General features: G+C 71.0%; 20 protein-coding genes and 1 pseudogene. 3 read left to right on the forward strand and 18 right to left on the reverse strand.

Features of this window, described 5'->3' with window-relative positions; genetic code table 11:
- Positions 1 to 9 precede the first annotated feature (9 nt).
- From nuoK to OO63_RS10665, 11 genes are read right to left on the reverse strand one after another with little or no spacing between them, the layout of a single operon-like run.
- Positions 10 to 309, reverse strand: a complete 300-nt coding sequence (nuoK, locus tag OO63_RS10615) for an NADH-quinone oxidoreductase subunit NuoK (RefSeq protein ID WP_030359114.1) — start codon at positions 307 to 309, stop codon at positions 10 to 12.
- Entirely contained in the window at positions 306 to 1,199 is an 894-nt protein-coding gene (locus OO63_RS10620) for an NADH-quinone oxidoreductase subunit J (protein ID WP_030359115.1), read from the reverse strand. The genes nuoK and OO63_RS10620 overlap by 4 nt, the downstream gene beginning before the upstream one ends.
- On the reverse strand, positions 1,196 to 1,924 hold the full coding sequence (nuoI, locus tag OO63_RS10625; RefSeq protein ID WP_380836840.1) for an NADH-quinone oxidoreductase subunit NuoI: 729 nt from the start codon (positions 1,922 to 1,924) through the stop codon (positions 1,196 to 1,198). Before nuoI ends, OO63_RS10620 begins: the two co-directional genes overlap by 4 nt.
- Positions 1,917 to 3,305, reverse strand: a complete 1,389-nt coding sequence (gene nuoH, locus OO63_RS10630; protein ID WP_030359117.1) for an NADH-quinone oxidoreductase subunit NuoH — start codon at positions 3,303 to 3,305, stop codon at positions 1,917 to 1,919. Before nuoH ends, nuoI begins: the two co-directional genes overlap by 8 nt.
- Entirely contained in the window at positions 3,305 to 5,818 is a 2,514-nt protein-coding gene (locus OO63_RS10635; protein WP_030359118.1) for an NADH-quinone oxidoreductase subunit G, read from the reverse strand. Before OO63_RS10635 ends, nuoH begins: the two co-directional genes overlap by 1 nt.
- Complete coding sequence (nuoF, locus tag OO63_RS10640; RefSeq protein WP_030359119.1) at positions 5,815 to 7,182, reverse strand: NADH-quinone oxidoreductase subunit NuoF; 1,368 nt, start codon at positions 7,180 to 7,182, stop codon at positions 5,815 to 5,817. The genes OO63_RS10635 and nuoF overlap by 4 nt, the downstream gene beginning before the upstream one ends.
- The gene (gene nuoE, locus OO63_RS10645; RefSeq protein WP_030359120.1) at positions 7,182 to 8,039 is read right to left on the reverse strand and encodes an NADH-quinone oxidoreductase subunit NuoE; all 858 of its coding nucleotides are present in this window, start codon (positions 8,037 to 8,039) and stop codon (positions 7,182 to 7,184) included. Before nuoE ends, nuoF begins: the two co-directional genes overlap by 1 nt.
- The gene (locus tag OO63_RS10650) at positions 8,036 to 9,370 is read right to left on the reverse strand and encodes an NADH-quinone oxidoreductase subunit D (RefSeq protein ID WP_030359121.1); all 1,335 of its coding nucleotides are present in this window, start codon (positions 9,368 to 9,370) and stop codon (positions 8,036 to 8,038) included. The genes nuoE and OO63_RS10650 overlap by 4 nt, the downstream gene beginning before the upstream one ends.
- Positions 9,367 to 10,083, reverse strand: coding sequence for an NADH-quinone oxidoreductase subunit C (locus tag OO63_RS10655; RefSeq protein WP_033264014.1), 717 nt, complete (start codon positions 10,081 to 10,083; stop codon positions 9,367 to 9,369). The genes OO63_RS10650 and OO63_RS10655 overlap by 4 nt, the downstream gene beginning before the upstream one ends.
- Before the next feature lie 11 nt (positions 10,084 to 10,094).
- Positions 10,095 to 10,649 (reverse strand): NuoB/complex I 20 kDa subunit family protein, encoded by a 555-nt coding sequence (locus OO63_RS10660; RefSeq protein WP_016640165.1) that lies wholly within the window; start codon positions 10,647 to 10,649, stop codon positions 10,095 to 10,097.
- A gap of 13 nt (positions 10,650 to 10,662) precedes the next feature.
- Positions 10,663 to 11,022, reverse strand: coding sequence for an NADH-quinone oxidoreductase subunit A (locus OO63_RS10665; protein ID WP_003992243.1), 360 nt, complete (start codon positions 11,020 to 11,022; stop codon positions 10,663 to 10,665).
- A gap of 914 nt (positions 11,023 to 11,936) precedes the next feature.
- On the opposite strand from OO63_RS10665, the gene OO63_RS10670 reads away from it, so the two are divergent.
- Positions 11,937 to 12,776, forward strand: coding sequence for a C40 family peptidase (locus OO63_RS10670; protein ID WP_063750391.1), 840 nt, complete (start codon positions 11,937 to 11,939; stop codon positions 12,774 to 12,776).
- 120 nt (positions 12,777 to 12,896) lie between these two features.
- On the opposite strand, the gene OO63_RS10675 is transcribed toward OO63_RS10670, so the two are convergent.
- Complete coding sequence (locus OO63_RS10675; RefSeq protein ID WP_030359124.1) at positions 12,897 to 14,180, reverse strand: geranylgeranyl reductase family protein; 1,284 nt, start codon at positions 14,178 to 14,180, stop codon at positions 12,897 to 12,899.
- Between the two features lie 133 nt (positions 14,181 to 14,313).
- On the opposite strand from OO63_RS10675, the gene OO63_RS10680 reads away from it, so the two are divergent.
- The gene (locus tag OO63_RS10680; RefSeq protein ID WP_051810731.1) at positions 14,314 to 14,856 is read left to right on the forward strand and encodes a GNAT family N-acetyltransferase; all 543 of its coding nucleotides are present in this window, start codon (positions 14,314 to 14,316) and stop codon (positions 14,854 to 14,856) included.
- A 162-nt stretch (positions 14,857 to 15,018) separates the two neighbouring features.
- Positions 15,019 to 15,348 carry a PASTA domain-containing protein gene (locus OO63_RS10685; RefSeq protein ID WP_397622205.1) on the forward strand — a complete coding sequence of 110 codons (330 nt, stop codon included), beginning with the start codon at positions 15,019 to 15,021 and terminating at the stop codon, positions 15,346 to 15,348.
- A gap of 114 nt (positions 15,349 to 15,462) precedes the next feature.
- Here OO63_RS10685 and OO63_RS46315 read toward each other — a convergent pair whose 3' ends face one another.
- The 6 genes and pseudogenes from OO63_RS46315 to OO63_RS10710 all read right to left on the reverse strand — a co-directional run bounded on the left by OO63_RS46315 (position 15,463) and on the right by OO63_RS10710 (position 21,989).
- Positions 15,463 to 18,303, reverse strand: a complete 2,841-nt coding sequence (locus OO63_RS46315) for a hypothetical protein (RefSeq protein ID WP_051810732.1) — start codon at positions 18,301 to 18,303, stop codon at positions 15,463 to 15,465.
- A 39-nt stretch (positions 18,304 to 18,342) separates the two neighbouring features.
- Positions 18,343 to 18,411, reverse strand: a pseudogene (locus tag OO63_RS47755) (zinc-ribbon domain-containing protein); the annotation flags it as partial.
- Between the two features lie 146 nt (positions 18,412 to 18,557).
- Positions 18,558 to 19,253 carry a demethylmenaquinone methyltransferase gene (locus OO63_RS10695; RefSeq protein WP_030359128.1) on the reverse strand — a complete coding sequence of 232 codons (696 nt, stop codon included), beginning with the start codon at positions 19,251 to 19,253 and terminating at the stop codon, positions 18,558 to 18,560.
- Positions 19,254 to 19,422: 169 nt separating this feature from the next.
- On the reverse strand, positions 19,423 to 19,962 hold the full coding sequence (locus OO63_RS10700; RefSeq protein WP_030359129.1) for a hypothetical protein: 540 nt from the start codon (positions 19,960 to 19,962) through the stop codon (positions 19,423 to 19,425).
- 7 nt (positions 19,963 to 19,969) lie between these two features.
- The gene (gene mqnC / locus OO63_RS10705; protein ID WP_030359130.1) at positions 19,970 to 21,169 is read right to left on the reverse strand and encodes a cyclic dehypoxanthinyl futalosine synthase; all 1,200 of its coding nucleotides are present in this window, start codon (positions 21,167 to 21,169) and stop codon (positions 19,970 to 19,972) included.
- A gap of 88 nt (positions 21,170 to 21,257) precedes the next feature.
- The gene (locus OO63_RS10710) at positions 21,258 to 21,989 is read right to left on the reverse strand and encodes a prepilin peptidase (protein ID WP_030359131.1); all 732 of its coding nucleotides are present in this window, start codon (positions 21,987 to 21,989) and stop codon (positions 21,258 to 21,260) included.
- Positions 21,990 to 22,416: the final 427 nt, after the last annotated feature.

A 22,416-nucleotide genomic window follows, 5' to 3' on the forward strand; every position in this document is an offset into this window, starting at 1 on the left:
AGCGACCCCTTACAGCTTCATCAGGCTGGCGTCGTCGACCGAGGCCGAGTGACGGGAGCGGAACAGCGACACGATGATCGCGAGCCCGACCACGACTTCCGCTGCCGCGACGACCATCGTGAAGAAGGCGATGATCTGGCCGTCCAAGTTCCCGTGCAGCCGGGCGAAGGCGACGAACGCGAGGTTGCAGGCGTTCAGCATCAGCTCGACGCACATGAAGACGACGATCACGTTCCGCCGGATCAGCACGCCAGTGGCGCCGATGGCGAACAGCAGGGCCGCCAGATACAGGTAGTTGACCGGATTCACTTCGACGCCTCCTCGGTCTGCTCGCCCGCCGCGGCGGCGACGGGGTCGGACCCGGAATCGCCCTCACCGCTCCGGCCGGTGTCCGGCCGGACCGACCCTGGCCGCTCCAGACGGTCGGCGGCACGCTGCTCCAGGGCCCGCAGGTCGTTCAGCGCCTCGCTGGAGACGTCTCGGATCTGGCCGCGCTCACGCAGCGTCTGGTTGACCGTCAGCTCCGAAGGCGTGCCGTCCGGGAGCAGGCCCGCGATGTCCACCGCGTTGTGCCGGGCGTACACACCCGGGGCCGGCAGCGGCGGAAGGTGCTTGCCCTCGCGCACGCGCTCCTCGGCGCGCTCGCGCTGCGTCTTGGCGCGCTCCGTGCGCTCGCGGTGGGTGAGGACCATCGCGCCGACCGTCGCCGTGATCAGCAGGGCGCCGGTGATCTCGAAGGCGAAGACGTACTTCGTGAAGATGAGGGACGCGAGGCCCTCCACGTTGCCGCCCTCGTTGGCCTTGGCCAGGCCGTTGAAGTCCTTCAGCGATGCGTTGCCGATGCCCGCGAACAGCAGGATGGCGAAGCCGAATCCGCACAGGGCGGCCAGCCAGCGCTGGCCTTTGATGGTCTCCTTCAGGGAGTCGGCGGCGGTGACGCCGACGAGCATGACCACGAAGAGGAACAGCATCATGATCGCGCCCGTGTAGACCACGATCTGCACGATGCCCAGGAAGTACGCGCCGTTGGCCAGGTAGAACACCGCGAGGATGATCATGGTCCCGGCGAGGCAGAGCGCGCTGTGGACCGCCTTGCGCATCAGGATCGTGCACAGCGCGCCGATCACGGCGACCGTGGCGAGCACCCAGAACTGGACGGCCTCGCCTGTGGAGGTGGTGTAGGCCGCGAGGGCGGTCATGCGTCCACCCCCTGCTCGCGCGAGGCCCCGGACCCTTCACCGGAGCCGGATCCGTCGAAGGCCTCGTCCCCGGGGACGGGCTTCTCGCCCTTGGAGACGGCCACTTGGGGCACCGTGCCCGGCGCGGCCTGGGTGACGAGACCGCGGTAGTAGTCGCCCTCGTCCATGCCGGGGTAGATCGCGTGCGGCGTGTCGACCATGTCCTCTTCGAGGCCGGCGAGCAGCTGCTCCTTGGTGTAGATCAGGTTCTCGCGGCTGCTGTCGGCGAGCTCGAACTCGTTCGTCATCGTCAGCGCGCGCGTGGGGCACGCCTCGATGCACAGGCCGCAGAGGATGCAGCGGGCGTAGTTGATCTGGTAGACGCGGCCGTACCGCTCGCCCGGGGAGTAGCGCTCCTCTTCGGTGTTGTCCGCGCCCTCCACATAGATGGCGTCCGCGGGACAGGCCCAGGCGCACAGCTCGCAGCCGACGCATTTCTCCAGGCCGTCCGGATGGCGGTTGAGCTGGTGCCGGCCGTGGAACCGGGGTGCGGTGGTCTTCTGCTGCTCCGGATACTGCTCGGTCAGCCGCTTCTTGAACATGGCCTTGAAGGTCACGCCGAAGCCCGCGACGGGGTTCTGGAACCCCTGGTTGGACTGGTTCGACTGCTGCGGGTCGGCCGCCTGCTGCTGCTCGGGCGGCTGCGAGCGCTTCGGCCGGTCCGGCATGTTCGACTGCTCAGCCATCGGACGCCTCCTTTCCGTCACTTTGAGTATCGGGCCCACCACTGACAATCAACTCCCGCTCATGGCGCGGGCGTCGGCGCGGCACCGGCGGCAGGGTCTGTCCGGGCAGCGGCGGCACGGGGAATCCCCCGGCCATCGGGTCGAAGGCGGCGGATTCCTCCGGCGGGGAAGCCGCGATCTCCTGCTTCTCACGCTTGTCGCGGAAGATGTCCACGAGTACGGAGAGCAACAACAGGGCGAGCACTCCGCCGCCTACGTAGAGCGCGATCTCGCTGAAGTCGTAGTCCTCGTTGCGCAGCGCCCGCACCGTGGCGACGAGCATCAGCCACACCACCGACACCGGGATGAGGACCTTCCAGCCGAGCTTCATCAGCTGGTCATAGCGGACTCGGGGCAGCGTGCCGCGCAGCCAGATGAAGAAGAACAACAGCAGCTGGACCTTGAGCACGAACCAGGCCATCGGCCACCAGCCGTGGTTCGCGCCCTCCCAGAAGGTGCTGATGGGCCAGGGAGCCCGCCAGCCGCCCAGGAAGAGCGTCACGGACACGGCCGAGACGGTGATCATGTTGATGTACTCGGCGAGCATGAAGATCGCGAACTTGATCGACGAGTACTCGGTGTTGAAGCCGCCGACGAGGTCGCCCTCGGACTCCGGCATGTCGAACGGCGCGCGGTTGGTCTCGCCGATCATCGTCACGATGTAGATCAGGAACGAGACCGGAAGCAGCAGGACGTACCAGCGGCCCTCCTGCGCCTCCACGATCCGCGACGTCGACATCGACCCGGAGTACAGGAAGACCGAGGCGAACGCGGCGCCCATCGCGATCTCGTAGGAGATCATCTGCGCGCACGAGCGGAGACCGCCGAGCAGCGGGTACGTCGAGCCGGAGCTCCAGCCCGCGAGCACGATGCCGTAGATGCCGACCGAGGCGACCGCGAGGATGTAGAGCATCGCGATCGGCAGGTCGGTGAGCTGCATCGTGGTGCGGTGCCCGAAGATCGACACTTCGTTGCCCGCGGGCCCGAAGGGGATCACCGCGATCGCCATGAAGGCGGGGATCGCGGCGACCACCGGCGCGAGGATGTAGACCACCTTGTCCGCGCGCTTGACGACCAGGTCTTCCTTGAGCATCAGCTTGATGCCGTCCGCGAGGGACTGCAGCATGCCCCAGGGGCCGTGCCGGTTCGGGCCGATGCGCAGCTGCATCCAGGCCACGACCTTGCGCTCCCACACGATGGAGAACAGCACCATCACCATCAGGAACGCGAAGCAGAAGACGGCCTTCAGGCCGATCAGCCACCAGGGGTCCCTGCCGAACATCGACAGGTCCTCGGCCGCGAGCGGCACCGATGCCTGCGCGGTGTGCACTGCCTGAAGCATCACGACGTCACCTCCGTGGCCTCGGCGGGGGCCACCGATGCGGCCGGGCCGACGCGGACCAGATCGCCCGGACGGGCGCCGGTGTCAGAAGTGACGCCTCCCCCGGTCGAGTTCAGCGGGAGCCAGACCACCCGGTCGGGCATCTGGGTGACAAGGAGCGGCAGCGTGGTCGTACCCGCGGGACCGGTGACGGTGAGCGTGTCGCCGCCCTTGACGCCGACCTCGGCCGCTGTGGCCGCCGAGAGCCGGGCCACCGCGGCGTGCCGCGTCCCGGCGAGCGCGTCGTCGCCCTCCTGGAGGCGGCCCTGGTCGAGCAGCAGCCGGTGACCGGCGAGCACGGCCTCACCGGCGGCCGGCCGGGGCGGCTGGGCGCCGGTCTCCAACGGCTCGGTGGCGTGCGGCCCGTCCCAGCCGCCGAGCCGGTCCAGCTCGCGCCGGATCGTCAGCAGGTCGGGCAGGCCCAGGTGGATGTCGCCCGCGTCGGCCAGCATGTGCAGGACACGGGCGTCCGCCGGGGACGACGTGCGGGTCATCTGGTCCGGCTTCAGCGCTGCCTCGAAAAGCCGGGCCCTGCCCTCCCAGTTGAGGAACGTGCCCGGCTTCTCGGCGACGGCGGCCACCGGAAGGACCACGTCGGCCCGTTCCGTCACCTCGCTCGGGCGCAGCTCCAGGGAGACCAGGAAGCCGACCTCGTCGAGGGCGGCACGCGCGCGTGCCGGGTCGGGCAGGTCGGCGACGTCCACGCCCGCGACGAGCAGCGCGCCCAGTTCGCCGGTCGCGGCGGCCTCGATGATCTGGCCGGTGTCCCGGCCGTAGCGGTGCGGGAGTTCGGCGACGCCCCAGGCACCGGCGACCTCGTCCCGCGCGCGCGGGTCGGTGGCCGGGCGGCCGCCCGGGAGCAGCGACGGCACGGCGCCCGCCTCGATCGCCCCGCGCTCGCCCGCGCGGCGCGGAATCCACACCAGCTGGGCACCGGTCGCGGACGCGGCCCGCACGGCGGCGGTGAGCCCGCCCCGTACCGCCGCGAGCCGCTCCCCGACCACGATCACGGCGCCTTCGGAGCGCAGCGCCTCGGCGGCCTTCGCGCCGTCGTCCGCGAGCCCCACGCCCGCGGCGAGCGCGTCCAGCCACTCGGTCTCGGTGCCGGGCGCGGCCGGAAGGAGCGTGCCACCGGCCTTCTCCAGGCCGCGGGTGGAGTACGTGGCGAGCGAGAAGGTGCGCTGGCCGTGCTTGCGCCAGGCCTTGCGCAGCCGCAGGAAGACGCCGGGCGCCTCCTCCTCGGACTCCATCCCGACGAGCAGCACCGCCGGGGCCTTCTCCAGCGTGCTGTACGTGACGCCGGTGCCGTCGAGGTCCCGGCCGCGCCCGGCGACGCGCGCCGCGAGGAAGTCGGCCTCCTCACTGCTGTGCACCCGCGCGCGGAAGTCGATGTCGTTCGTACCGAGCGCCACGCGCGCGTACTTGCTGTACGCGTAGGCGTCCTCCACGGTGAGCCGTCCGCCGGTCAGCACTCCGGCACGCCCGCGGGCGGCGGCGAGCCCCTTGGCGGCCGTCTCCAGCGCCTCGGGCCACGAAGCCGGCACCAGCTGCCCGGATTCGGCGTCCCGCACCAGGGGCGTGGTCAGCCGGTCCGGCTTCTGCGCGTACCGGAAGCCGAAGCGCCCCTTGTCGCAGATCCACTCCTCGTTGACCTCGGGGTCGTCCTGCGCGAGCCGCCGCATGACCTTGCCGCGCCGGTGGTCGGTGCGCGTCGCGCAACCGCCCGCGCAGTGCTCGCACACCGACGGCGACGACACCAGGTCGAAGGGGCGCGACCGGAAGCGGTACGCGTGCGAGGTGAGCGCGCCCACCGGGCAGATCTGGATGGTGTTCCCGGAGAAGTACGACTCGAAGGGGTCACCCTCGCCCGTGCCGACCTGCTGGAGCGCGCCGCGCTCGATCAGCTCGATCATCGGGTCGCCCGCGATCTGGTTGGAGAAGCGGGTGCAGCGCGCGCACAGCACGCACCGCTCACGGTCGAGCAGCACCTGCGTGGAGATCGGCACGGGCTTCTCGTACGTGCGCTTCTTGCCCTCGAACCGCGAGTCCGGGTCGCCGACCTGCATCGCCTGGTTCTGCAGCGGGCACTCGCCGCCCTTGTCGCAGACCGGGCAGTCCAGCGGGTGGTTGATGAGGAGCAGCTCCATCACACCGCGCTGCGACTTCTCGGCGACCGGCGACGTCAGCTGCGACTTCACCACCATGCCGTCGGTGCAGGTGATGGTGCAGGAGGCCATCGGCTTGCGCTGGCCCTCGACCTCGACGATGCACTGACGGCAGGCACCGGCGGGGTCGAGCAGCGGGTGGTCGCAGAAACGCGGGATCTCGATGCCGAGGAGCTCGGCGGCGCGGATCACCAGGGTGCCCTTCGGGACGCTGATCTCGATGCCGTCGATCGTCAGTGAGACCAGGTCCTCCGGCGGTACCGCCGCTTCCCCGCCCCCGGAGGGAGCGCTATTGGTGGTCACTGTCATGCGTTCACCTCCGTGTGGGTGTCGGACCGGCCGCGGTCGGCCCAGAGCGTGGACTTGGCGGGGTCGAAGGGGCAGCCCCGGCCGGTGATGTGCTGCTCGTACTCCTCGCGGAAGTACTTCAGCGAGGAGAAGATCGGCGAGGCGGCGCCGTCGCCGAGGGCGCAGAAGGACTTGCCGTTGATGTTGTCGGCGATGTCGTTCAGCTTGTCGAGGTCGGACATGACGCCCTTGCCGGCCTCGATGTCGCGCAGCAACTGCACCAGCCAGTACGTCCCTTCGCGGCAGGGCGTGCACTTGCCGCAGGACTCGTGGGCGTAGAACTCGGTCCAGCGCGTCACGGCCCGCACCACGCAGGTCGTCTCGTCGAAGCACTGCAGGGCCTTGGTGCCGAGCATGGATCCGGCGGCGCCCACGCCCTCGTAGTCGAGCGGCACGTCGAGGTGCTCGTCGGTGAACATCGGCGTCGAGGAGCCGCCGGGCGTCCAGAACTTGAGGCGGTGGCCCGCCCGCATGCCGCCGCTCATGTCGAGGAGCTGGCGCAGCGTGATGCCGAGCGGGGCCTCGTACTGGCCGGGCGAGGTGACGTGCCCGCTGAGCGAATAGAGCGTGAAGCCGGGCGACTTCTCGCTGCCCATCGACTTGAACCAGTCTTTTCCGCGATTCAGGATCGCGGGAACCGATGCGATGGACTCGACGTTGTTGACAACAGTGGGGCATGCGTAGAGGCCCGCGACCGCGGGGAAAGGGGGACGGAGTCGCGGCTGGCCACGGCGGCCTTCCAGCGAATCGAGCAGCGCGGTCTCCTCACCGCAGATGTACGCGCCCGCGCCCGCGTGCACGGTGAGTTCGAGGTCGAGTCCGCTGCCGAGGACGTTCTTGCCGAGATAGCCCGCCGCGTAGGCCTCACGGACGGCCTCGTGCAGCCGTCGAAGGACGGGGACGACTTCACCCCGCAGATAGATGAACGCATGCGAAGACCGGATCGCGTAACAGGCGATCACGATGCCCTCGATGAGGCTGTGCGGGTTCGCGAAGAGGAGCGGGATGTCCTTGCACGTCCCGGGCTCCGACTCGTCGGCGTTGACAACTAGATAGTGCGGTTTGCCGTCGCCCTGCGGAATGAACTGCCACTTCATTCCGGTGGGGAAGCCCGCGCCGCCGCGGCCGCGCAGGCCCGAGTCCTTCACATAGGCGATCAGGTCGTCCGGCGCCATCGCGAGGGCCTTGCGCAGCCCCTCGTAGCCGTCGTGGCGGCGGTAGGTCTCCAGCGTCCAGGACTTGTCCTCGTCCCAGAAGGCGGAGAGCACCGGCGCGAGCAGCTTCTCCGGGCTGGTCTCGTTGTCGATCTCGGCGGCCAACGTCATCACTCCCCCTCCTCGGCGGTCGGTCCGGCCGGGTGGGCCGGGTCGGAGGCCGAGGTCTTCTGCGGCGCGTCGTGCGAGCTGAGGTGCTCACTGGGCGACGGGTCGTGCGGCTGGGTGTCCTCCGGTCCGCCCGCACGCGGGTGGACCACGCGCGCGGGGGACACCTCGCCCTTGGCCAGGCGCAGTCCGATCAGCGAGGCGGGGCCCGCGCCGCCGGTCGCGTCGACGGCGCCGGGGCGCTCGTCGGGGAAGCCCGCGAGGATCCGGGACGTCTCCTTGAAGGTGCACAGGGGGGCGCCGCGGGTGGGCTCGACCTGGGCGCCGGAGCGCAGGTCGTCGACGAGGCGCTTGGCGCTGCCCGGGGTCTGGTTGTCGAAGAACTCCCAGTTGACCATCACCACGGGGGCGAAGTCGCAGGCGGCGTTGCACTCGATGTGCTCCAGCGTCACCTTGCCGTCGTCGGTGGTCTCGCCGTTGCCGACGCCCAGGTGCTCCTGGAGGGCCTCGAAGATGGCGTCGCCGCCCATGACCGCGCACAGCGTGTTGGTGCAGACGCCGACCTGGTAGTCGCCGGAGGGCTTGCGGCGGTACATGGTGTAGAAGGTCGCGACCGCCGTCACCTCCGCGGTGGTCAGGTCCAGCATGTCCGCGCAGAACTGCATGCCGGTGCGGGTCACATGGCCTTCCTCCGACTGCACCAGGTGCAGCAGCGGAAGGAGCGCCGAGCGGGAGTCGGGGTAGCGGGCGATGAGTTCGCGCGCGTCGGCCTCGAGGCGGGCGCGGACATCGTCCGGGTAGTCCGGCGGGGGCAGTTGGGGCATGCCCAGGCTGACGCCCTCGGGGGAACTGGTGGTCACCGGTCGACGCCTCCCATCACGGGGTCGATGGACGCGACGGCGACGATGACGTCGGCGACCTGGCCGCCCTCGCACATCGCCGCCATGGCCTGCAGATTGGTGAAGGACGGGTCGCGGAAGTGGACCCGGTAGGGGCGGGTGCCGCCGTCGGAGACGACGTGCACGCCCAGTTCGCCCTTGGGCGACTCCACGGCGGCGTAGGCCTGTCCGGGCGGGACCCGGAAGCCTTCCGTCACCAGCTTGAAGTGGTGGATCAGGGCCTCCATGGAGGTGCCCATGATCTTCTTGATGTGGTCGAGCGAGTTGCCGAGGCCGTCGGGGCCGAGGGCCAGCTGGGCGGGCCAGGCGATCTTCTTGTCGGCGACCATGACCGGGCCCGGCTCCAGGCGGTCCAGGCACTGCTCGATGATGCGCAGGGACTGGCGCATCTCCTCCAGGCGGATCAGGAAGCGCCCGTAGGAGTCGCAGGTGTCGGCGGTGGGGACGTCGAAGTCGTACGTCTCGTAGCCGCAGTAGGGCTGGGCCTTGCGCAGGTCGTGCGGGAGGCCGGCCGAGCGCAGGACCGGGCCGGTGGCGCCGAGGGCCATGCAGCCCGACAGGTCGAGGTAGCCGACGTCCTGCATGCGGGCCTTGAAGATGGGGTTTCCGGTGGCGAGCTTGTCGTACTCCGGAAGGTTCTTGTGCATCTTCTTCACGAACTCGCGGATCTGGTCCACCGCGCCGGGCGGCAGGTCCTGGGCGAGTCCGCCGGGCCGGATGTACGCGTGGTTCATGCGCAGGCCGGTGATCAGCTCGTAGATGTCGAGAATGAGTTCACGATCGCGGAAGCCGTAGATCATGATGGTCGTCGCGCCGAGTTCCATGCCGCCGGTGGCGATGCAGACCAGGTGCGAGGACATCCGGTTCAGCTCCATCAGGAGCACCCGGAGGATCGTGGCGCGGTCGGGGATCTGGTCCTCGATGCCGAGCAGCTTCTCCACGCCGAGGCAGTAGGCCGTCTCGTTGTAGAAGGACGTCAGATAGTCCATGCGCGTGACGAACGTGGTGCCCTGGGTCCAGGTGCGGTACTCCAGGTTCTTCTCGATGCCCGTGTGCAGATAGCCGATGCCGCAGCGGGCCTCGGAGACCGTCTCGCCCTCGATCTCCAGGATGAGCCGGAGCACGCCGTGCGTGGAGGGGTGCTGCGGCCCCATGTTGACGACGATGCGCTCGTCGTCGGCCCTCGCCGCGGACTGGACGACCTCGTCCCAGTCGCCGCCGGTGACGGTGTAGACGGTGCCTTCCGTCGTGGCGCGGGGGGTTGCGTGGGGAGCGGTGTGAGGAGAAGTCACGAGTACGACCTCCGCTGGTCCGGAGCCGGGATCTGGGCGCCCTTGTATTCGACGGGGATGCCGCCGAGTGGGTAGTCCTTGCGCTGGGGGAAGCCCTGCCAGTCGTCCGGCATCATGATCCGCGTGAGGGCCGGGTGGCCGTCGAAGATCAGCCCGAAGAAGTCGTACGTCTCGCGCTCGTGCCAGTCGTTCGTCGGGTAGACGGCGACGAGCGAGGGGACGTGCGGATCGGCGTCCGGGGCGCTGACCTCCAGGCGGATCAGGCGGTTGTGGGTGATCGAGCGCAGGTGGTAGACGGCGTGCAGCTCGCGGCCCTTGTCCTCCAGGAAGTGCACGCCGCTGACGCCGGTGCACAGCTCGAAGCGCAGCGCCGGGTCGTCGCGCAGGGTGCGGGCGACCCGCACGAGGTGCTCGCGCGCGATGTGGAAGGTCAGCTCGCCGCGGTCGACGACCGTCTTCTCGATGGCGTTCTCGGGGACGAGGCCCTGTTCCTCCAGGGCGCCTTCGAGTTCGTCGGCGACCTCGTCGAACCAGCCGCCGTAGGGGCGCGAGGAGGCGCCGGGCAGGGTGATGGTGCGGACGAGGCCGCCGTACCCGGAGGTGTCGCCGCCGTCGTCGGCGCCGAACATGCCCCTGCGGACGCCGATGACGTCGCCGGAGGTGTCACGGGGGGCGGGCACCGTGCCCTCGGGCTGCTCGCCGGTGCCGTTCATGTGCGCGTCGCTCACCGCAGCAGACCCTTCATCTCGATGGTGGGGAGGGCCTTGAGGGCCGCCTCCTCCGCCTCACGGGCCGCTTCCTCGGCGTTCACACCGAGCTTGGAGGTCTGGATCTTCTGGTGCAGCTTGAGGATCGCGTCCATCAGCATCTCGGGCCGGGGCGGACAGCCGGGCAGATAGATGTCGACCGGGACGACGTGGTCCACGCCCTGCACGATCGCGTAGTTGTTGAACATCCCGCCCGACGAGGCGCAGACCCCCATGGAGATGACCCACTTGGGGTTCGGCATCTGGTCGTAGACCTGGCGCAGGACGGGCGCCATCTTCTGGCTCACGCGTCCCGCCACGATCATCAGATCCGCCTGCCGCGGCGAGCCGCGGAAGACCTCCATGCCGAAGCGCGCCAGGTCGTAGCGCCCGGCGCCGGTCGTCATCATCTCGATGGCGCAGCACGCAAGGCCGAACGTGGCCGGGAAGACGGATGACTTGCGCACCCACCCGGCGGCCTGCTCGACGGTGGTCAGCAGGAATCCGCTCGGGAGTTTCTCTTCGAGTCCCATGCTCAGTGGCTCCTCAGTCCCATTCCAGACCGCCGCGCCGCCAGACGTACGCGTAGGCGACGAAGACGGTGAGCACGAAGAGCAGCATCTCCACGAGCCCGAAGATCCCCAGGGCGTCGAAGGTGACGGCCCAGGGATAGAGAAAGACGATCTCGATGTCGAAGACGATGAAGAGCATCGCCGTCAGGTAGTACTTGATGGGGAAGCGCCCGCCGCCGGCCGGCGTGGGGGTCGGCTCGATCCCGCATTCGTAGGCCTCGAGCTTCGCGCGGTTGTACCGCTTTGGACCGATAAGCGTGGCCATGACCACGGAGAAGATCGCAAAGCCTGCCCCGAGGGCTCCCAGTACGAGGATGGGCGCATAGGCGTTCACCGCTCCTCGCTCCTCTCAGTCGGCACTGACTGCTGGCGGTTGCATCGGACTCGCGAGGGCCGCCCCACACGTGAAGATCGCTTACATGTGAAGCAGGTCACAAGCCCAACTGCCCCGCATCCTATGCCTGCCGGTCTGTGATCTGCGACACGGGGTGCGACAACGGCTTTGTGATCTCCACCACCTGACGAAGGATCATGAAGTCGGATGAGCGGTGATCTTCGTACGCGAAGCGCCTGAGTGATCACCAGAGGTGACATCCTGACGCGTAAGGCCTGGTCGAGGCGGGGTTGCACTATCAAGAGATGGCCGCTACAGGCAAATTGGCGCTGGACGTGAGCGCTTGATAGAGGAGCGCGTTCACACTTTGGCGGCAGAGATGTGGACGAGTGTGGACGTGTGCATCGATTCACGAGTCGGGCACCGCGTCCCGCGGGTCGACCGCCGCGCCTCACGAGTCGGCCGCCGCGCCTCACGGACCGACCGCCGCGTCACCTCACAGGTCGGCCACCGCGGCGCCCACGCGCGCGAGGGAGCCGACATCAGCTTCACCACGCACGCGCGCACGCGTGCGCGAGGGAGCCGGCGGCACTGGCGTGCGAGCGGAAGATCTCGGCCCGGTCTCGGTGAGGTCTCGGGGAGGTTCATCGCGCCACCCGAGGTGACCTGCGCCACACACGAACTACCGGCCAAACAACCGGGCTTGGCCAACCGGCACAGGGGGTGGTAGTCCATGGGCAATTCGGACGTAACGCGGAAAACCCATGATCACAGGCGTGATCACGACTGTCCGCATTGCCCGTTACGGCGTCAATAAGATGCGACACGCCCGGGATTCAGCCGCGCGCTGGGCAACTGTGGCGCAGCACACGTTTCTTGAAGGGAACCCGGTGTCCCTGATAGCGGTTGTTCTCATGTCCCACACCGCTCACATACCCAGCCACCGGAAGCCCCGCCGCAGCGCGTCGAAGATGGCTCTGCGCGCCGGAGTTGCCGGTGGCGTCCTCAGCACCCTGGCAGTGGCCGCCGCCGCTGGTACGGCGAACGCCGCCGAGCCGGTGACCGAGACCATCGAGCTGCCCACCCTGACCGCCGATCTGTCCGCGCAGATCGCCCAGTCCGCTGACGCGACGGCCCAGACCGCCGACAGCTACGAGGCCCGCGCGCAGCAGGACGCCGCGGCCGTGAAGGCGGCCAAGCAGGCCGCCAAGGACCAGGCGGAGGCCGAGAAGAAGGCGGAGGCCAGGAAGAAGGCCGAGGCCAAGGCCAAGGCCGAGCGCGAGGCCGCACAGGAGCGCGCCGCGCGGGACTCCGAGCGCACCCAGCTCAGCACGTCCTCCGCGCCCTCCGGCGGCGGTTCCTCCGCCTCGCAGTCGTCCTCCAGCAACTCCGCGCCCAGCGGCAGCGTCGGCACGGTCATCAGCTTCCTGAAGGCGCAGCTCGGCGACGCGTACGTCATGGGTGCCTCGGGCCCCAACGCGTGGGACTGCTCCAGCCTCGTCCAGGCCGCCTTCAAGCAGGTCGGCGTCGACCTGCCGCGCGTCTCGCAGGCCCAGTCGACGGCCGGCACCCCGGTCTCGCTCTCCAACCTCCAGGTGGGCGACATCCTTTACTGGGGCGGCGCGGGCTCGGCGTACCACGTGGGTGTGTACATCGGTAACGGCCAGTACCTGGACGCCGCGAACCCCGGCAAGGGTGTCGTGATCCAGGACCTGTCGGGCTACCCGGCCTCCGGGGCGGTGCGCGTCCTCTGACGCTTTCGCGTACGTCCACCGCGTACGCACGAAGGGCCGGAACCCCGAGCGGGGTTCCGGCCCTTCGACGTGCGGCCACCTGGGCCCGCGTGCGTCGTCCACGCGGGCCCAGGGGCCAGGTCAGGCCTTGGGTGCCACCTTGCTGAGGCCGTTGATGATGCGGTCCATCGCGTCGCCGCCCCGCGGGTCCGTGAGGTTCGCCAGCATCTTCAGGGTGAACTTCATCAGCATCGGGTGCGTGAGGCCCCGCTGGGTGGCGATCTTCATGACCTTCGGGTTGCCGATGAGCTTCACGAAGGCGCGGCCGAGCGTGTAGTAGCCGCCGTAGACCTCCTTGAGCGTCTTCGGGTAGTCGTGCAGGGCCAGTTCGCGCTGGGCGGGCGTGGCGCGGGCGTGGGCCTGCACGATGACGTCGGCCGCGATCTGGCCGGACTCCATGGCGTACGCGATGCCCTCGCCGTTGAACGGGTTGACGAGGCCGCCCGCGTCGCCGACGAGCAGCAGGCCCTTGGTGTAGTGCGGCTGGCGGTTGAAGGCCATCGGCAGGGCCGCGCCGCGGATGGGCATCGTCATGTTCTCGGGGGTGTAGCCCCAGTCCTCGGGCATCGAGGCGCACCAGGCCTTGAGGATCTCGCGCCAGTCGAGCTCCTTGAAGGCGGCCGAGGTGTTCAGGACGCCGAGGCCGACATTCGACGTACCGTCGCCCATGCCGAAGATCCAGCCGTAGCCCGGCAGGAGCCGGTCCTGGGCGCCGCGGCGGTCCCACAGCTCCAGCCAGGACTCCAGATAGTCGTCGTCGTGGCGCGGCGAGGTGAAGTACGTCCGCACGGCGACACCCATCGGGCGGTCCTCGCGGCGGTGCAGGCCCATCGCGAGCGAAAGCCGCGTGGAGTTGCCGTCCGCGGCCACGACCAGCGGCGCGTGGAAGGTCACCGGCGTTTTGTCCTCGCCGAGCTTGGCGTGCACGCCGGTGATGCGGCCGGTGCGGTCGTCGACGATCGGGGCGCCCACGTTGCAGCGCTCGTGCAGCCGGGCGCCCGCCTTCTGGGCCTGCCGGGCCAGCTGCTCGTCGAAGTCGTCGCGTTTACGGACCAGGCCGTAGTCCGGGTAAGAGGCGAGTTCCGGCCAATCCAGTTGGAGGCGTACGCCGCCGCCGATGATGCGGAGCCCCTTGTTCCGCAGCCAGCCCGCCTCTTCGGAGATGTCGATGCCCATCGACACGAGCTGCTTGGTGGCGCGGGGCGTGAGCCCGTCACCGCAGACCTTCTCCCGCGGGAACGCGGTCTTCTCGAGGAGGAGTACGTCGAGGCCGGCCTTCGCCAGGTAGTACGCCGTGGTCGAACCGGCTGGCCCGGCCCCGACGACGATGACGTCAGCGGTGTGTTCGGAGAGGGGCTCGGTCACGGCGGGTTCTCCCCAAGGCTCGAAATCTGTGTGCCGACCGGCACGGGATATGGGCAGTCTATGAGGCGGTACGGATCAACCAGGCGAAGGGCCACTTGTGAGCGATGTGAGCGACGTGAGCGAAGCGGGCCCCATGGCCGACGCGCGCCCCAGGAACGACGCGGACGCCAGGAGCGTTCAAGGCCCGGCCGTCCGGCTGCGCGTCCCGACCGACGAGGACGCCTTCGTCTGGCACCGCCTCTTCGACGACCCGGAGGTCATGCAGTACGTCGGCGGCTGGAGCTCGGAGCGGTCCACGTACGAGGAGCTGACCGCACGCCAGCGCAGACACGACGCGGAACTCGGCTTCTGCCTGTGGACGTTGCTGGACCCCGAGGGCGATCCGGTGGGCTTCGCCGGCGCCATGCCGTGGCCCCGGGAGTGGGGGCCGACGGGCGAGATCGAGATCGGCTGGCGGCTCGCGCGCGCGGCGTGGGGGCACGGCTACGCGACCGCGGCGGCGCGCGCGACCCTGGAGCGGGTGCGGGCGGCGGGCGTGCGGTCGGTGGTCGCGATGATCGACATACGCAACGAACGGTCCATGGCGGTCGCGCGGCGCCTCGGCATGGAGCGGGCGGAGACGTTCACGTCGCCCAGCACGGGCGTGACGGCGTACTGCTACCGGCTCACGCTGTAGCGCGCGCCCCGGCCGTGGCACGCCGCACCACGCGCCCCTCGGCCGGGGTTGCCCTCCCGCGTGCCGGAGTTACCCTTCCCCTACCGCTGGGGGGTGACGCCCGTGCTGAACACACCCGGGTCCGCCGGGCCGCCGGTGCGCGTACCGCGCTTCGTCGGGTTGATGGCGATGGACGCGCGCGAGACGGCCGCCGAGCACGGCGTGGTGCTGACGGCTCCGGACCGGCCCGGTTTCCGCGACCTGGTCCTCGACCACGTCGTACGCCAGTACCCGCCGCCCGGCGCCCAGGTCCCGCGCGGAGCCGTCGTGACGGTGTGGTTCGACCTCGGGCCGCACGAGGGCGGGGGCGGCGCGGGCGTGCGCGAGCCGCGGCGCCCCGGGCCGCCGGGCGGCGGGTTGCGGCGGGAGCTGGACGAGCCGGGGCCGCCCGAGGTGAGCCTCGGGCAGTCCGAGGTGGGCGTCGGGACCGCGGGCGGCTCCGGAAGCAGCTGAGGCGGCGCACGCCTGGGGGCGTGCGCCGCCTCGATCTCCGTGCGCCGGAGCACGGTCCGGCGAGGTGCCGGTGGAGGTGCCGGTGGAGGTGACGGTGACGGTGCGGCCAGGTACCTATCCGGTGAGGTGCCAGGTGTCCAGCGCCGTCTGGTGCGTCTTCGCGCCGTGCCCGGCGGGCCAGAAGTCCTCGCGCCAGGAGAGCTGGAGGGCGTACTCGGTGCCGTTGTCCGCGATGTAGCTGTGGTTGATCGCGTGGATCGTGCGGTCCGCGCGGTCCGTGTACGTGTACTCCCAGACCGCGGCCTCGTGCCCCTGGAAGGTGGTGTGCGCAAGCCGCAGGCGCCGGTAGTCCGACTTGTCCGGGTCCTTCTTGGCGTGCACCTCCATGTTCTTCATGTTCCCGTACGAGGTGTAGTCGGCGCTGTCGATGACGCCGATCTGGAAGTTCTCCGGGCCGGTCAGGCCTGCGTACGTGACCTGGGTCGGGTTGTCGCCGCGCTCGCGGCTCCAGCCGCCGGGCACGGCGAACGAGAAGCCCTTCACGTCGTTCACCCGCGCCGAACCGGCGGGCACGGGCACGTCGTCAGTGCTGTCGTCCGACCCGCCGCCCGTGTTCCCGGCCGAACTCCCGCCCGTGCTCCCCGCCGTGGTCCCTTCCGTGCCGCCGGTGCCCGTCGTCGGGTCGGGCGTCGAGGGGCCGACGGGGTCGCCGGTGGGCTCCTCCGAGCCGGTCGGCGGGACGGTCTCGTCTTCGGTGCGGCTCACGGCCGGTCTTTCGTCCTTGCCCTTGGCGTCGTCCTTGCCGTCGTCGTCCTGCCAGAGCAGCAGACCGGCCGCGGTGCCGCCGCCGATGACGAGGGCGCCGACGAGCGTCGCCACCCAGACCCCCGTCCGCCCGCGCGGCCCACCGGAACCGGGCCGGGGCGCCCCCGGGTGGCCGATCTGGAAGGCGTGGGGGTCGTACGGGGTGGGGCCGTGGGGCGGGGTGCCGTGGGGCGGGGTGCCGTGCGGCGGCGTGCCCGGGGCCGGGGGCCCATGGACGGGGATGCCGCTCTGGGTCGGCGCGGCGTGCGGGTCGGGAACCGGCCCCGGACCACCACCAGGCCCACCCGGACCACCAGGCCCACCCGGACCGCCAGGACCGCCGGAGCCACCAGCCCCGTCCGACCCACCAGCCCCACCAAACCCACCGGACCCGAACTGCCCACCGGAACCAGGCGGTCCACCGGACCCGGACGGCCCCGGCGGCCCGCCCACCCCACCGCCCTGCCCGGCCATCCGCACCAGCAGCGGCCCGACGACCAGCGCCCCTGCCACCCACAGCAGCCCGAAGAGCAGGACGTCCGGCAGGCTCACGCCGCCTTCGAGACCGGCCGTGGCGGAGTCGCCGCCGTACCCGACCTCCTTCGCGGACGTCTCCACGCTGAAGCCGCCGATCGCGGCGAGCAGCAGGTACAGGCCGAAGAAGAGCCCTCCGGCCAGGATCTGCTCGCCCCGGCCCGCGCACCGGCGGGCGGCGAGCACGCCGATCGTCAGCGCGCACACCAGGCCGAGCGCCACCGCGCCCACGACCGCACCGGAGTTGAACAGGTCACCCAGCTCGGAGAGCGCGAACGAGTGGCTCTCGGAGTTGTCGCCGTACGCCGAGCGCCGCCCGTCCGCCTCCGCCTGAAGCGGAGCGCCCCAGCCGACGCCGAGCGCCGCGATGCCGAGGTTCGGCAGCACGAGCAGCGCGACGAGGTACGGCGAGACGCCGGAGTCGCGCGCGTCGGACGCGTCGTTCAGATCGGGGATCTGGGTGAAGGCGAAGTAGCCGACGGCGGAGGCGAGAACGAGCACGATGGCGAGCGCGCGCAGCGTCACACCGGCCGCGCGCACGAACGACTGCGCGCCGGGGCGCGCGGCCAGCCAGTGCGTGAGGTCGTCGCGGTGCAGTACGGCGGCGGACACGACAAGGGCGAGCCCGAGCGCGCCGAGCATGGCGAGGAACGGGCCCGAGGACACCTCGACGTCCCGGATCTCCGGCTGCGCGAAGAGACCGAGCACCAGGACGCCCAGAGCCGTCAACACGCCCACCCGGACGGCCGCTTCGAGACCGGCCGTCGTACCGGGACCGCCGGTGCCGTACGCGGCGGCGCGGTGCCGCAGCCGCTGGTGGAGGACGCGTACGCCGATGAGCAGCGCGAGGACGAACAGCGCCGTGACCGTCAGCGGGACCAGGTGCACCGACAGGGTGCCGTCGATCGCGGACTGGGACGACTCGGACGACGGGTACGAGGACGAGCCGTCGTAGCCCCGCTCCTCGCGGCCGCTCAGCGTCACGTCGCCGCCCACGGCCTGGAGCGCCGCCGCGAGCGAGAGCCGCATCCGGTCGCCGAAGCCGACGACGATGTCGTCGCTCTCCTGGCCGTACGTGGGGATCGCGAGCCCCGCGGCGGTGATCAGCAACAGCGCGAGCGGCCAGAGCGCGGCCTGCGCGGCCCCGGCCCAGTCGCCCCGCACGGCCCGCCCGATGAAGGCGCCCACGGGTGAGGGCGTGGCGGGGCCCGCCGGCGGGGCGAGCGGGGGCGGGGTCAGCGGGGGCGCTGCCGGAGGCGGGGTGTGCGGCGGGGCCGCGGGAGCGGGAGCGGCGGCCGGGGGCGGAGGGGCGGCCGGGGGCGCCGGGGTCGCGGCGGGAGCGGGGGCCGCGGGTGCGCCGGGCGACTCGGGGGCTGGGGGAACCACCAGGGTCGCGGGGTGAGTTGCCGGGACTTCGGGCTCGTCGGCCGGGGGTGCCTTGTCGGTGCTGATGGCCTGTACGGCTTTCGCGGCCTTGTCGGCTTTCGCGGCCTCGTCGGCCTTGTCGGCCTCGTCGGCCTTCTCGGCTTCGTCTGCGATCTCGGCCTTGTCGGTACGGACGGGCTCATCGGCCTGGTCGGTGCTGACGGCTTCGTCGGAGGGAGCCTCGGACGGCACCGCATCCTCCGGCTCCGGGGGAACCGGTGTGCGTTCGCGCCCGCATCTCATGCAGAAGCGGGCCTCGTCGGGAGCTGGAGCCCCGCAGTCGGGGCAGTTCGACGCCATCGGGACGCTCCGTTATGGGGAGATATATCAGGGGACGTGATCGGCGTGTGCCGACCGTCACGCCCCGACCACGGCAAGTGGCCGGGACATATCAACTGACACATCTTCTCCGGCGAACGGTTCCCGTCAACTCCCCGGCGAAATGGCTAGTTCGCCTTGAACCCCCGGTGCAGCGCGACCACTCCCCCGGTGAGGTTCCGGTGGGCCACCTTCGACCAGCCCGCGTCCTGCAACAGGGCGGCGAGTTCGGTCTGGTTGGGCCAGGAGCGGATGGACTCGGCGAGGTAGACGTACGCGTCCGGGTTGGTGCAGACCGTGCGCGCGACGGGCGGCAGGGCGCGCATCAGGTACTCGATGTAGACCGTGCGGAACGGACCCCACGTGGGCTCGGAGAACTCGCAGATGACGACGCGTCCGCCGGGGCGGGTCACGCGGTGCATCTCGCGCAGCGCGGCGCCGGTGTCCTGGACGTTGCGCAGGCCGAAGGAGATCGTGACGGCGTCGAAGGTGTCGTCCTTGAAGGGCAGCTTCATCGCGTCGCCCGCGGTGAACGGCATCCAGGGGTGGCGCTGCTTGCCGACGCTCAGCATCCCGAGCGAGAAGTCGCACGGGACGACGTACGCGCCCGCCTGCGCGAAGGGCTGCGAGGAGGTGGCGGTGCCCGCGGCGAGGTCGAGGATCTTCTGCGCGGGGCGCGCGTCGACCGCCTGCGCGACCGCCTTGCGCCAGAGGCGGGCCTGGCCGAGCGAGATCACGTCGTTGGTCAGGTCGTACCGTTCCGCCACGTCGTCGAACATCGAGGCGACTTCGTGCGGCTGCTTGTCCAAGGAGGCTCGGGTCACGGGGACCATTGTGTCAGGGGTTGCCCTGGTCCAGGGCGGTGGGCTGCGCCTGCGGCGGGCTGTTCGCGGGGGCGTCTGCCGTGTTCGGGGTCCTGGCGGGTGCGGGTTCGTTTCTGGTTGCTCGCGCAGTTCCCCGCGCCCCTTACGGGGCGCCACCTTGCCCCTTGCCTCAGCGGCGCCGGTACACCAGGCGGCCGCCGATCGCCGTCGCCAGGCAGGTGCCGTCGGGGGTCAGCACGGCAAAGTCCGCTTCTCCCCCGGCCCGAGGTGGGGCCACCGGGCGGTCGCGGAGCCCCGAGCGCACGACGGCCGTGCGGACCGCGGGGTGGGTGAACGGGCCCGCCAGTGCCGTGGTGCCCGTCGCGAGCAGGCGTTGGACGCCCCGCCGCGCGCTCGCGCCCCAGCGGGTGTCCGTCATGTCCAGGGCGGCGAGGGCGGGGCCGGTCAGCGGCTCCGTGCCGAGGGTGTCGGCCTCGCGGGGGTCGGGCCAGTACGCCGACTCCAGGAGGGCGACGGCGTCGGGCTCGAAGCGGCCGGGGGTCAGGATTCCGTCGCCCCAGTCGCGGACGCGGGCCCGCTCGCCGTAGGCGGCGAGCAGGTCCTCGTACGGGCCGATCGCCGCGAAGCGGGTGCCGTCGACGACGGCGGCGTGCCCGAGGGCGACGTCCTCGGACGGCCCGACTCCGCGCACCCGGTGAAGCGTCAGCAAGGGGAGCTCAGTTGGCCGCGAGGAGCTTGAGCTCCGGGTGGGCCGTGCCGCCCTCGATCGCGGTGGAGGAGATGTGCGAGGCGACGCGGGCGTCGACGGGGTCGTTCGCCGGGTCGTCGTGGACGACGAGGTGCTCGTACGTGGTGGCGCGCTGGGCCGGGACCCGGTCCGCCGTACGGATCATGTCGATCATCTCGGCCAGGTTGGAGCGGTGCTTGGCACCGGCCGAGGAGACCACGTTCTCCTCCAGCATGACCGAGCCGAGGTCGTCCGCGCCGTAGTGCAGGGTGAGCTGGCCGGCCTCCTTGCCGGTGGTCAGCCAGGAGCCCTGGATGTGCGCGACGTTGTCGAGGAAGATCCGGGCGATCGCGATCATGCGCAGGTACTCGAAGATCGAGGCCTGCGTGCGGCCCTTCAGGTGGTTGTTCTCGGGCTGGTACGTGTACGGGATGAAGGCGCGGAAGCCGCCGGTCCGGTCCTGTACGTCGCGGATCATGCGCAGGTGCTCGATGCGCTCGGCGTTGGTCTCGCCGGTGCCCATGAGCATCGTGGACGTCGACTCGACGCCGAGGCCGTGGGCCGTCTCCATGATCTCCAGCCAGCGCTCGCCGGACTCCTTGAGCGGGGCGATGGCCTTGCGGGGGCGCTCGGGCAGCAGCTCGGCGCCGGCGCCCGCGAAGGAGTCGAGCCCGGCGGCGTTGATCCGCTGGATCGCCTCCTCCACCGTGACCTTGGAGATGCGGGCCATGTGCTCGACCTCGGACGCGCCGAGGGAGTGGATGACCAGCTGCGGGAAGTCCTTCTTGATGGCGCTGAAGTGGTGCTCGTAGTACTCGACGCCGAAGTCCGGGTGGTGGCCGCCCTGGAACATGATCTGCGTGCCGCCGAGTTCGACGGTCTCCGCGCAGCGGCGCAGGATGTCGTCGAGGTCGCGGGTCCAGCCCTTCTTGGTGTCCTTCGGGGCGGCGTAGAAGGCGCAGAACTTGCACGCCGTCACACAGACGTTCGTGTAGTTGATGTTCCGCTCGATGATGTACGTCGCGATGTGCTCGGTGCCCGCGTAGCGACGGCGGCGTACGGCGTCGGCGGCGGCGCCGAGCGCGTGCAGCGGGGCGTCGCGGTACAGGTCGAGCGCCTCTTCGGCACTGATCCGTCCGCCGGCGGCGGCGCGGTCGAGAACGGACTGAAGGTCGGCCTTCTCGGTCACCGGGGCGTCCCTTTCGTAAGGTCCAAATGGGGCGGACAGATCCTCTTCAGCGTACGCCAGGCCCCTGGGCCTCTTGCCGGTGCGGGGGCTATGCCGCGTACGCCCCCAGCAGCAGCCCCGCGAAGGTGCCGCCCAGCAGGAACGGGCCGAACGCGATCGCCGTCCTGCGGCCCGCCTTGCGCACGGCGACGAGCCAGCCTCCGTACACGGCCGCGAAGACGAAGCCCGCGAACGTGCCGAGCAGCAGGACGCCCCAGCCGTACCAGCCCAGTACGGCGCCCAGGGCCACCGCGAGCTTCACGTCGCCGAACGCCATGCCGTTCGGATTGATCAGGAACAGCACGAAGTACCCGCCGCTCAGGACGAGCGCGCCGAGCCCCGCGGTGGTCCAGGAGCCGCCGTGCTCCGGCAGGGCGGCGGCGACGCCGAGCAGGGCGAGCGACGCGGCGCCCATCGGCAGGGTCAGGACGTCCGGCAGGCGCATCACGGCGAAGTCGACGGCCGCGAGGACGACGGCGGGCGGGGTGAGGAGCAGCCACACGGCGAGTTCTGGCCGGGGGCCCGTGGCGGTGGCGAGGGCTGCGCAGGCCGCGGTGGTGACGAGGGCGAGGAGCAGGGCGCGGGCCTTGCGGTACCCCTCGTGCCCGCAGCCGTCCGGCCAGGGGCCGAGCCAGCCCTTGACCTCGTGCTCGCCGCTCGGACAGCGGGTCTGCCACGGTTCGCCCGGGGGGACGGAGAACCGGTACGCGGCGCGCGGCAGCAGCAGGCCCGCGGCGGCGCCCCAGAGGACGGCCCCCACAACGATCAGGGTCTGCTGCACGGTGCGCTCCGCTTCGGGTTGGGGGGTGGGGGTGGGGAGTCTGCGGGCCGGTGGGTGGTGCCGCCGCTACCGCGGCGGATCCTCCCACCCGCCCACCCGTTCACCCTGGACCACAAGGTGAGCCGGGGGCAGCCGGGGTTGCCCCCGGGGGGACAGTTCCCCTCGGCCGGGCGGGCCGCCTGTCGTGGGGTTGGGGGCGGGGTGCCGTTGGGCGGGGTGCCGTTGGGCGGGGTGCCGTTGGGCGGGGCCCGGTGGCCGGGGCCCGGTGGCCGGGGCCCGGTGGCCGAGGCCCGTTGGGCGGGGCCCGGTGGCCGAGGCCCGGTGGCCGAGGCCCGGTGGCCGGGGCCCGTTGGGCGGGCTCCGCCGTTGGGCGGGCTCCGCCTTTGGGTGCCTGGGGGCCTGGAGGGTGAGCCGGGTCCCACAGCAA

The organism is Streptomyces alboflavus, assembly GCF_000716675.1.
GTDB classification, from domain to species: Bacteria; Actinomycetota; Actinomycetes; order Streptomycetales; family Streptomycetaceae; genus Streptomyces; species Streptomyces alboflavus.